Source organism: Streptomyces boluensis, from assembly GCF_009908195.1.
GTDB lineage: Bacteria > Actinomycetota > Actinomycetes > Streptomycetales > Streptomycetaceae > Streptomyces > Streptomyces boluensis.
In genome coordinates this window covers 1-10594 of record NZ_JAAAHS010000269.1, presented here as the reverse complement: position 1 = coordinate 10594, position 10594 = coordinate 1, and the positions used below count along the sequence as shown (strand labels likewise).

At 71.1% G+C, this 10594-nt stretch carries 9 protein-coding genes; 4 read left to right on the top strand and 5 right to left on the bottom strand.

The window, feature by feature from the left end:
• Positions 1-30: 30 nt before the first annotated feature.
• Positions 31-597, bottom strand: a complete 567-nt coding sequence (locus tag GUY60_RS26860; RefSeq protein WP_161702309.1) for an ABA4-like family protein — start codon at positions 595-597, stop codon at positions 31-33.
• On the bottom strand, positions 594-1598 hold the full coding sequence (locus GUY60_RS26855; RefSeq protein ID WP_246235726.1) for a hypothetical protein: 1005 nt from the start codon (positions 1596-1598) through the stop codon (positions 594-596). Before GUY60_RS26855 ends, GUY60_RS26860 begins: the two co-directional genes overlap by 4 nt.
• A gap of 296 nt (positions 1599-1894) precedes the next feature.
• On the opposite strand from GUY60_RS26855, the gene GUY60_RS26850 reads away from it, so the two are divergent.
• Positions 1895-2707 (top strand): MerR family transcriptional regulator, encoded by an 813-nt coding sequence (locus GUY60_RS26850; protein WP_161702307.1) that lies wholly within the window; start codon positions 1895-1897, stop codon positions 2705-2707.
• 63 nt (positions 2708-2770) lie between these two features.
• Here the strand turns inward: GUY60_RS26850 and GUY60_RS39185 are convergent, their stop codons facing one another.
• The 3 genes from GUY60_RS39185 to GUY60_RS26835 form a co-directional block, all read right to left on the bottom strand.
• Positions 2771-6139 (bottom strand): ATP-binding protein, encoded by a 3369-nt coding sequence (locus tag GUY60_RS39185; protein ID WP_246235724.1) that lies wholly within the window; start codon positions 6137-6139, stop codon positions 2771-2773.
• A 164-nt stretch (positions 6140-6303) separates the two neighbouring features.
• Positions 6304-6708: a hypothetical protein gene (locus tag GUY60_RS26840; protein ID WP_246235722.1), complete on the bottom strand. Its 405-nt coding sequence runs from the start codon at positions 6706-6708 to the stop codon at positions 6304-6306.
• Positions 6709-6840: 132 nt separating this feature from the next.
• Complete coding sequence (locus GUY60_RS26835) at positions 6841-7401, bottom strand: SH3 domain-containing protein (protein WP_161702305.1); 561 nt, start codon at positions 7399-7401, stop codon at positions 6841-6843.
• 280 nt (positions 7402-7681) lie between these two features.
• On the opposite strand from GUY60_RS26835, the gene GUY60_RS26830 reads away from it, so the two are divergent.
• Genes GUY60_RS26830 through GUY60_RS26820 form a run of 3 tightly spaced genes read left to right on the top strand, consistent with a single transcriptional unit; the run spans position 7682 to position 10228 of the window.
• Positions 7682-8269, top strand: a complete 588-nt coding sequence (locus tag GUY60_RS26830; RefSeq protein WP_223178737.1) for an NADPH-dependent FMN reductase — start codon at positions 7682-7684, stop codon at positions 8267-8269.
• 34 nt (positions 8270-8303) lie between these two features.
• Positions 8304-9365, top strand: a complete 1062-nt coding sequence (locus GUY60_RS26825) for an ATP-binding cassette domain-containing protein (protein WP_161702303.1) — start codon at positions 8304-8306, stop codon at positions 9363-9365.
• On the top strand, positions 9362-10228 hold the full coding sequence (locus tag GUY60_RS26820) for an ABC transporter permease (RefSeq protein ID WP_161702301.1): 867 nt from the start codon (positions 9362-9364) through the stop codon (positions 10226-10228). The genes GUY60_RS26825 and GUY60_RS26820 overlap by 4 nt, the downstream gene beginning before the upstream one ends.
• Positions 10229-10594: the final 366 nt, after the last annotated feature.

The following is a 10594-nucleotide window of genomic DNA, read 5'->3' as shown; positions in this document are numbered from 1 at the left end:
CGTCCGTCTCGTCGCTGCCATGCGGTCAGGCTAATTGCCCGCTGAAGGGTCGGGTGACGGCTGCGATGCCGACTGCGATGCCGGCTGCGGAGACGGCTGCGGAGACGGCTGCGGAGACGGCTGCGGAGACGGCTGCGGAGACGGCTGCGGTGACGGCTGTGACCGGAGGCGCCGTTCCCGTATCGCCCGCAGCGGCAGGAACAGCAGCAGGCCGAACGGCGAGAGCAGAATCGTCAGGACCAGCAGCGGGCCCATCACCAGTGGATGCACACCGAGGCGGCGCGCCTCGCCGTACATCCACTGCCCGAGCAGCAGATCCCACGCGATGACCTGCGCCCAGACCGCCCCCGCCCCACCCGCGAGCGCCGTCAACTCCCGGAACCCGTCAAGGTCCGGACTGCTGACCGCCGCCCACAACTCGGGCAGTACGGGAACGGCGAGGCCGAGGTAGACGACCAGAACCGGGACGACGGTCAGCGGCGAACGCGCGATCCGGGCCGTACCTCGCCACCCCGGCGCGAAGATCATCAACAGCCAGACGGGCGCGGCCAACCAGAACGCGAGGTCGAAGAGAAGGTCATTCGTCGTCGATGTCATCGGGCGGTCTGCTCCGGGGTGTTGGCGGGGGTGGTGCTGGTGCTGGTGCCGGTGCGGCTGTTGCTGTTCGTGGGTTCGGCCGCGGCTATGGCTATGGCTTCCGCGCTCGCGCTCGCCTGGTGCCGCGTACCGCGCGCCACGCGCAGGATCGTCCACGTTCCGGCCGCCGTCACGCCGACGATCAGGCCCGCCGCCGTCAACGTCGCCGCGTCCGGGCGCAGCAGCGGCTGCCCGCGCAGCGCCTGCCAGATGAGCAGCGCGAAGAACGCCGCGTACGCCACCGAGGCAAGCACGATCAGCCTCAACTGAACCCGCTTCTCGCCCAGTTCGGGCCGATGCGGCAGGCGCCGTGCGAGGACCGCCAGGGCGATCACCACCAACGGCAGCACCTGCAAGGCGTGCATGCCGAAGAAGTGCGGGATCCGGAGGTCGCCGCCGATCGTCGACCAGCCGGTCAGCGGCATCGACGGCCCGCCGTCCGGTACACCCACACTGTGCGCACCCACCACGTCCGACACCTCGCGCACCTGGCCCGGCGCCGGCTGCGTCATCAGGAAGCCGACGGCCGCACCGGCGAGGGCGAGCACGATTCCGGAACGCATCGCCCAGGCCGCCACCCGGTCCGCGACCCGGGCGCGCAGCAGCAGTACGGCGACGAGGAGCGTGGCCAGCCACAGGACGACGACGGTGAGGGCCATGACGTTGTAGAGCGCGTCGTCCAGGGGCGTCGCATGGTTGAAGTGGCTGCGCCTGCCCCGGATCACCTGGCCCACGATCACCACCATCTCGACGGCACCGCCCAGCACCACCACGGTCCCCGCCCACCGGCCGACCCGCCGCGCCCGGCCGGGCGGGATCTGCGCGAGGAGCCAGGCCAGGGAGAGGCAGTACGCCACGAACGACACCGAGAACTTGAACGGCTTCATCCAGATCGGCGCCCCCACGAGCACCCGGTCGTCCAGAACCAACCCGGCGGCGGACACCACCGCGAGCACCACCATCGCGATGACGAACACGAACAGGGGGCGGTGTACGGGAGTTGGCGAGGCGGGCTGTGTAGCGGTCGGTGCGGTGGGTGGCGCGGGTGGCCGCCCGGCCCGACGCGACCGGTATGCGGATAACGCACGGGATGACGTGGCTGAAGACGTGGCTGAAGACGTCGATGAAGGCATAGCTGTGCCCTTCCGGGAGTGAAGAGAAATGGATAGCAGCACTATCCGCTATCCGATAGCGCCACTATCTATGATGGGAACTGCCTCGGCAAGGGGCTGTCGGCGGAATCAGGAGTGAACAGGTCATGCGCGTAGGCGAGTTGAGCCGCAGGACCGGCGTCCCGGTCCCGACGATCAAGTACTACGTACGCGAGGGCCTGCTCCCCCCCGGCGAACTCACCAGCCCCAACCAGGCCCACTACGACGACACCCACGAGCGCCGACTCCGGCTGATCCGCGCCCTCCTGGACGTCGGCGGTCTGAAGGTGGCCGCCATCGCAGAGGTCCTGAAGGCCGTCGACGACCCCGAGCAGCCCCTGCACAAGGTCCTCGGCGCCGCCGCCGACCGACTCGGGCCCCAGTACGGCGAGTCCGACGACGCCGAGGAGATCGAAGCGCTCGCTGTCGTAAGGGAGTTCGTCCAACGGCGCGACTGGCACATCGACGCGGACAGCCCGGCCGCCGTCGACCTGGCCCACGCACTCGCCACGCTGGAACGCATCGGCCACGGCGCCTTCAAGGAACTCCTCGACGCCTACGCCGACGCCGCCGAACTCGTCGCCAGCGCCGACATCGACTACGTCGACCGCAGAGTCACGGTCGAGGACCTGGTCGAGAGCACCGTCATCGGCACGGTGCTCGGCGAAGCGGTCTTCAACGCCCTCCGCCGCCTCGCCCACGTGGACGGCTCCGCCCGCCGATTCGGCAACCCGGAGGACGTCGACGACTCGGCCGAGGGGTGCCCAATGGAGCGGGCCGCAGCCGAGGGCGCCGAGCAGGACGCCGGGCCGGACGGCGAGGAGTCCGAGGGGTCCGAGGGGTCGCGGGAGCCTGAGGGGTCACGTGGGTCGGAGAGTTCGCGAGAGTCGGCTCAGGTGCACCCAGCGCGGGAGTCGTAGGCCCCCGGCGCCGGGCCGGCGGGCTGCCGGGCTGCCGGGCTGCCGGGCTAGCCCCGACCCGCCTCAGAGCCGCCAGTCCGGGACTCTCCCCCTCGGCCGGTACGCGCATATCAGGCCCGTCGACACCGACTCCCGCAGATGCGCGGCCAGTTGGGGATTGCGGGTGTCGAGGCGGCGCAGGGTGTCCCTGATTCTGGCCGTCACCGCCTTGCGGGCTCGCTCCGCCTCGTCGCCCAGGCGGCGCGTACGGCCGCCCAGGCCCGCCGCCGCGCGGAGTTCGGCCAGGAGCGCGGCGCGCTCCCTGTCGTACTCCGCCGCACGGTGCGCGTTCCCCGTCGCCGTCGCGCGGTCGATCTCCTCGTCCAGGCGGTCGAGGCGGCGGCGGTACTGCCGCTTCGCCTCCTCGTCGAGGACCGCGTCCCCGCCTAGGGTGCTCGCCGCGACCACCTCGGCGCCGCCCTCCGGTGCGAGAAGCCGCGCGGCCGGGATGTCGTCCCCCGGCCGGGACAGCAGCAGCCGCAGGTCACGCAGCCCTTTCGCGTCCGGCATAGGCGTCGTACGCCCCTCGTACGTGAGCGTCCACACCGCGCCGTCGAAGCGGAACTCGTGGGTGGGTACGGGTAGTTCGGCCTGAACCAGGGCCCCACCAGAGGCCGTACCCGTACCCGCCGGTGTCGCGAGCTGTTCGCGGAGTCGGGTCACCCGGCGCGTGATCTGCCGCATGCCCAGCTCCTCGGCGTCCCGTGCCACCTCGGTGAGCAGCGGGGCGACATCCTCGCCGCGCGCCGCGCGGACCTCCGCGAGGTGGCCCCGGGACTGCACGGACCAGGGCCTGGCGCCGAGGAGTTCGGCCGAGCGGTACGCCGTCGTGAAGCCCTCCACCGCCTCGTCCCGGTGCCCGAGTGCCGCGTCGCACAGGGCGATCCAGTGCGCGGCCGGGCCGCTGATGTCCCAGCCGAACATGGACACCGCCCACTGCCCGGCGTACGGCATGAGCGCCGCGCGGGCCGACGCGCACAGCTCCGGGTCACCGTCGGCCGCCGCGGCCTGCGCCTGGAAGCGCAGGCGCAGCGGCAGGAAGCCGCGATCCATGGGGGTCATCTCGCCGTCGGCGAGCAGCTCCCGCGCGTACTCCACGGCCGCCGCCAACTCGCCTTCCGCCGCGTTCTCTTCGTACGACCGCTCCACCGCCGTGATGCCGGTGAGCAGCCGCGCGCACGGGTGGCCGCGCTCCATCCGGCGCAGCAGCTCGTCCACCCCTTCGTACCGCCCCTGGAGCATGGCGATGGTCCAGCGGTGGTGGTCGAGCAGCGGGCTGAAGTGGGCGTGCGGGTCCGTGTTCCGGGCGTGGCCGTCTGCCTCCGCGAGGAAGCTCTCCGCCTGCGCGAAGCGGCCGACGAGGGCGCTCACGATGGACTGGTCGACGGCCGCGCCCACCCCCATGCGCGGCACCCCGTGGGCGTGGCCGTCTGCCTCCGCGAGGAAGCTCTCCGCCTGCGCGAAGCGGCCGACGAGGGCGCTCACGATGGACTGGTCGACGGCCGCGCCCACCCCCATGCGCGGCACCCCGTGCGACTCGGCGTGGGTGACGTACGCGTGGTACTCGTCCCGGTAACGCGGGTCGCCCAACTCGATACGGGCCACCCAGTGCAGGGCGCGCGCGAAGTGCTCGCCCTCCGGATCGCCGGAGCGCTGCGCGATCGTCGTCAACTCCTCGACCAACGCGACCCGTTCCGCCGCCGTACCCGGACCCCAGATGGCGTGGTGTCGGGCCCACAGGCTGAAGCCGAGCGCCTCGTCGTCCGCGTGCCGACGGGCCAGGACGGCGCTGCGGACGCTCAGTTCCTGCGCGAGCTCGCCCGCCGTGCGGCCCTCCGTCCGGTCTCCCGCGCCGCCCACGAGGGCGTGGTGCGCCTCCCGCAGCAGGCGATCGGCGGACGTCGCCTTCTCGGAGCCGATCAGCCCGTTCCACTGCACGCCGTACAGAGTGAGCGCCACCCGCGCGAGGAGCGTCGCGTCGTCGAGCGAACGGGCCAGGTCAAGGGCCTCGTCGAAGGTCCGGCGGCACTCCGCCTCCGCGCCCTCGTGCTGCAGGAACTCACCGAGCGCGAGCATCACCAGGACCCGGCGCCCCTGGTCCACGAGACCCGCCGCGCGCTCCACGGCCCGCCGCTGGTGCGTGAGTTGCTCCTCCATCGCGAGCCGTGAACCCGCGTGGTGCGCGGCCGCCTGCAGGAGCCGCACCGCCGTCTCCGCGTCCACGGCGTCACCCGCGGCATAGGCGTGCCGGGCGTGGTCCGCGGGGAACACCTTCGCTGCCAGGTCGGGCGCCTGCTCCAGGGCACGCACCACCGCCGCGTGCCGTGCGCGGGTCTCGTCCAAAGGCAGCGCCTCGTGCAGCGTCTCCCGTACGAGATCGTGGGCGAAGGCGAAGCGGCCGGTGCCCAGCGAGGTCATCAGGCGGGCCGTCACCGCCTGGTCGAGGAGCCGGTCCACCTCGGCGACGGGGGCGGCCGCGACCGCTCCGAGTACCTGACGGTGGAACTCCCGGCCGAGCACCGCGCCCGTGGTCAGCAGCTCCCTCGCCGACCGGGGCAGCAGGTCGAGGCGGCGGCGCACCGCGTCCCGCACCCCGGGTGCGACGGTCGCGAGGGAACCACCGCCGGCCCACAGCCGGGCCGTCTGCTCCACGAAGAACGGGTTACCGCCCGTGAACCGGTGCAGTTCCGTGAGGGTCGGCCCGTCCGGCTCGCGGCCCGCCGTACGCGTCACCAGGGCGCCGGTCTCCGCCCGGCTCAGGCCCGCGAGCCCGATGGTGGTGGCCTTCGCGACCAGCGGCAGGACCTGCTCGCGCAGCGGATGGCCGTCCGCCTCGACCTCCGCGTCCCGATACGTCCCCACAAGCAGCAGCCGCTCGAACCAGGCGTGCCCTGCGGCGAATTCGAGCAACTTGAGGGAGGCGCTGTCCGCCCAGTGCAGGTCGTCGAGCACGACCACCACCGGCTGGTCCAGGGAGACGGTGACGAGGACGGTCGTCACCGCGTCGTACAACCGGAAGGTCGCCGTCGGGTCGTCGGCGTCCGGTGACTGTGTCTCGCCGAGCAGCGCGCCGAGCCGCCGCGCGGTGTCGACGCCCGCCGCTTCCTGGGCCGCGACGAACCTCTCCTCACCGACCGCGCGCCGCAGAGCGCGCACGATCTGTACCCAGGGCCAGTGGCCAGGCGCGCTGTCCGAGGCCCAGCAGGAACCCGTGAGCACGAGCGCACCGCGCTGCCGCGCCTCGTGCGCGGCCTGAGTGACGAGGGTGGTCTTGCCGATACCGGGCTCGCCCGTGACGAGGACGAGCCCACCGTGGCTGTTCACGGCACGCTCCACCTCGGCACGCAGCACGCCCGCCGGGTGTTCGCGTCCGATGAGAGCAGCTGTGGTCATGCCTCAAGACCCTAGGCTCCATCGCCGACAGCCGTCCGAGCCTGTGGATAACTGCCTGTGGATAACTTTCAGCGGCGCCTGTGGGCAACCGGTCTGCCTGCTCTGTCCACCCGTCGCGAAGCCGGTGGATCAGTCGTGACGCCGGTGGAACAGCCGCGACGGAATCAGTCGTGACGTCCTCGGGCGTCCTCCGTCGTGTAGTAGCGGTAGAACGTCGCCGCTCCCACCGCGCCGCCGATGATGGCCGCGTTGCCGATGGATCGCAGGACACTCGCGTCGGTCAGGCTGTAGAGGAAGCCGAAGGCGATACCGGCGAACGATCCCCAGGCCAGCGCGCGCAGTTCACGGGTGAGGCGCGGTGCGATCGCCCACAGACCGTAGAAGACCGCCGCGGCGATCACCGCGATCACGATGCCGTACACGACGTTGCCTGTCGTGATGGGCCCGCCGGCCCGATGGTTGGCCGCGGCCCAGTAGCCGTAGACGAGGCCGAACAGTGGTGCCACCCAGGTCGCCGTCGCTACGACGGGACGGTGGGCGCGTACGGGTGCTGGTGCGGCGTGTGCCATGAGGTCGTCCTCTCGTCCTCGCAGTCACCCCCTGCCCTTCAAGAGCACACCCGGCCACGGCCCCCGGCAACTCGGACGGGTGAGTGCGGGCTCGGCGGATTCGGCGGGGCCCAGCGGGAGTGGCAGGTGGGCTCAGCGGGAGTGGCAGGTGTTCTGACACTCGCGGCAGTCGCAGTCGCAGTCGCCGGAGCAGTTGCTGTCGTTCCGGTGCTGCTGCCACTGGTCGCGGTTCTGGTTGTGGCTCTGGTTCTGGTTCTGACCGCTCTGGTTCCAGTCGTGCCGGTTCTGGTTCTGGTCGTGCCGGTTCTCGTCATGCCGGTTCTGGTGGTTCTGGCTCTGGTGGTTCCGGCCCGAGTCACACATCGGGGCCTGGCGCTCCGGTTTCATGTACGCGCCGCTCGCCCAGCCACGGGCACCGCTCAGCCAGTACCAGTACGGGTTGCCGTTCACCGGGCCGGCGAGGGTGGCGCACTCGATGCGCTCCTGGGCCCCCGGCCGGAGCGAACCGACGATCGCGGAATTGGCATCGGGGTCGGACCGCAGGTTGATCTCGCCGCGCGAGACGACGACTCCCCATACGGAACCGTTGTCACCGGCGGCCGCGGTGCCCGCCGACGCGACGGTCCCCAACGTGAGGGCACCGCTCGCGACCAGCGTCGCGACAAGTGTGCGCAAGGACCGGGACGTACGCATGGTTCGACCTCCTCGAACCCCCGTCCCCCCTACTCTCCCCCGCCGCGACGCGGGGCCTCTCGCCGTCGGCGAGGGGCCCTGCTCCTCCTCCAGGGAACACCCGTCCGGGAGATTCCGCGCGGCCGCCAGATTCGATCTGGCGGCCGCGCGCCTCGATCTCGCGCCCAAGTAGCAGAGCCGCGAAAAGCGGGGATCCACGCAGACCACGACCACGAGACGCTCAACAAGCAGCACTCACAAGGCAGTTCACCGCCGCACACCGAATTCCCGGGGAGGGACGATGACGCAGCAACCGACGCAGCAGCCGATGCAGGAACCGACGCAGGAACCACTCACGGTCACCGTGATCGTCGGATCGACCCGGGAGGGACGCGTCGGGGGCACCGTCGCGCGCTGGTTCCTGGAGTGCGCCGCGCACCGCGAAGACCTGGAGCTCAACCTCGTCGACCTGCTCGACTACGAAGACCTGCCCGCCCGTTACCCCCTGACGCCGACCGAAGCGATGCTGCGCTTCACCCGGCACGTCGACCGGGCCGACGGCTTCGTGGTCGTCACGCCCGAGTACAACCGCAGCTTCCCCGCCGGGCTCAAGCAGGCCATCGACTTCGCGTACGACGAGTGGCACGCCAAGCCCGTCGGCTTCGTCAGCTACGGATACAGCAGCCACGGACTCCACGCAGTCGAGCAGTTACGGGCTGTGTTCACCGAGTTGCACGCGATGAGTCTGCGCGACAGCGTCGGTCTCAACCTCGTCGACGAATTACCGAGGGGCCCCGAGAGCAGGGCGGTGACCACGATGCTCGACCAGCTCGTCTGGTGGGGGCGCGCACTGCGCGAAGCCCGCGCCACCGACCCGTACCCCTGCTGAACAGACCCACCTACACGAAAGGACCGGAGTGACCATGACCAACCAGACTGGCCGTTCGACCGGCCTGGCCATCGAAACCGCGGGTCTGGTGAAGACCTTCGGGGACAACCGCGCGGTCGACGGCGTCGACCTGCGCGTCCCGGCCGGCACCGTCTACGGCGTCCTCGGGCCGAACGGCGCGGGCAAGACCACCGCCGTGAAGATGCTCGCCACCCTGCTGCGCCCGGACGGCGGCGAGGCGCACATCTTTGGACACGACGTGGTGCGCGAGGCCGACGCCGTACGCGGCCGCGTCAGCCTCACCGGTCAATACGCCTCCGTGGACGAGGACTTGACCGGCACCGAGAACCTGGTGCTGCTCGGCAGACTCACCGGCCACTCGAAGCGGGCGTCGGCACAGCGCGCCGAACAGCTCCTGGAGGCCTTCGGGTTGACCGAGGCCGCGGCCCGCCAGGTGAAGAACTACTCGGGCGGTATGCGGCGCCGCATCGACATCGCGGCGTCCATCCTCAACACCCCGGACCTGCTGTTCCTCGACGAGCCCACGACCGGCCTCGACCCGCGCAGCCGCAACCAGGTGTGGGACATCGTGCGCGCCGTCGTCGCCCAGGGCACAACGGTCCTGCTCACCACCCAATACCTCGACGAGGCCGACCAGTTGGCGTCCCGGATCGCCGTGATCGACAAGGGCCGGGTCATCGCCGAGGGCACCAAGGGCGAGCTGAAGTCGTCCGTCGGCGCGGGCGCCGTGCACCTGCGGCTGCGCGACCCCGAGCGGCGACCCGAGGCCGAGCAGCTCCTCAAGGCGACGCTCGACGCCGAAGTGCAGCTGGAAGCCGACCCGTTGGCCCTCACCGCGCGCGTGGGCAACGGCGACGCGGACGGCCTGGGCGCCACCGAGAAGGCCTCCCGCGCACTGGCCGAACTGGCCCGCGCCGGAATCACCGTCGACAACTTCTCCCTGGGCCAGCCCAGCCTGGACGAGGTCTTCCTCGCCCTCACCGACCGCCCGAACTCCCAAGGCGGCGCCACCGGGACGCGCAATGAGGAACGGAACGCCACGCGGACCGACAAGCAGGAAGAGGCAGCAGCATGAGCACCGCGACCCAGACGACAGCCCCCGGCACCGGGGCCGACGAGGAGCTCGCGGCGGTCTCCACCGAATCCCTCGCCGCGCTCCTCATCGCCAAGGAACGGCCGCCTCGGCCCAGCGCGCTCTCCGCGTCGGTCACCTTCGGCTGGCGGGCCATGCTCAAGATCAAGCACGTTCCCGAGCAGCTTTTCGACGTCACCGCGTTCCCGATCATGATGGTGCTGATGTACACGTACCTCTTCGGAGGTGCGCTCGCCGGATCGCCGCAGGAGTATCTGCAGCGGCTGCTCCCCGGCATCCTGGTCATGTCGATCGTGATGATCACGATGTACACCGGGGTCGCGGTCAACACCGATATCGACAAGGGCGTCTTCGACCGCTTCCGCACCCTGCCGATCTGGCGGCCCGCCGTGATGGTCGGCTATCTGCTCGGCGACATGCTGCGGTACGTGCTCGGCTCGCTCGTGATCCTGGCCGTGGGCCTGATCCTGGGATTCCGGCCGGAAGGCGGGGCGCTGGGCGTGATCGCGGGGATCGCCGTGCTCATCGCCTTCTCGTTCGGGTTCTCCTGGGTGTGGACCATGTTCGGCCTCATGCTGCGCACCGAGAAGTCGGTGATGGGCGTCTCGATGATGGTGATCTTCCCGCTGACGTTCCTCAGCGACATCTTCGTGGAGACCTCGACGATGCCCGGCTGGCTCCAGGCCTTCGTCAACAACAACCCCGTCACCCATGTCTCTTCGACTGTCCGCGGCTTCATGCAGGGCGAATGGCCGGGCACCGAACTGGCCTGGTCGCTCGGTTGGGCGGCGGTCCTGATAGCGGTGTTCGGCCCGATCACGATGCGGCTCTACAACCGCAAGTAGCCGCCCGGGAGGGCGAGTCGAGCCCGAGTCCGGCCCCAAGGAGCCATCTGAATACGGGGGTTGGGTGCCGGGCGCCTACGGGGGCGCCCGGCACCCGCCAGGCCAGCCACCGGGCACCGGTCGCCGGTCGCCGGTCGCCGGTCACCGGTCACCGGTCACCGGTCACCGACCATCCGCCACGCACCCGGCGGTCGGCCGCCCGAACGGCTACTCCAGGCGTGTTGATCTCCCCCGCACCGCCACTCGCCCGCAGCAACCCCGCTCGCGCCCTTGAGGGAGCGGGACTTGCCTGGACGGGTGCGGAGTTCAAGTTCCACGGGAGGACACGAAGGGCGCGGGCGTGGGCGTGGGCGCGCGGGCCGGGTG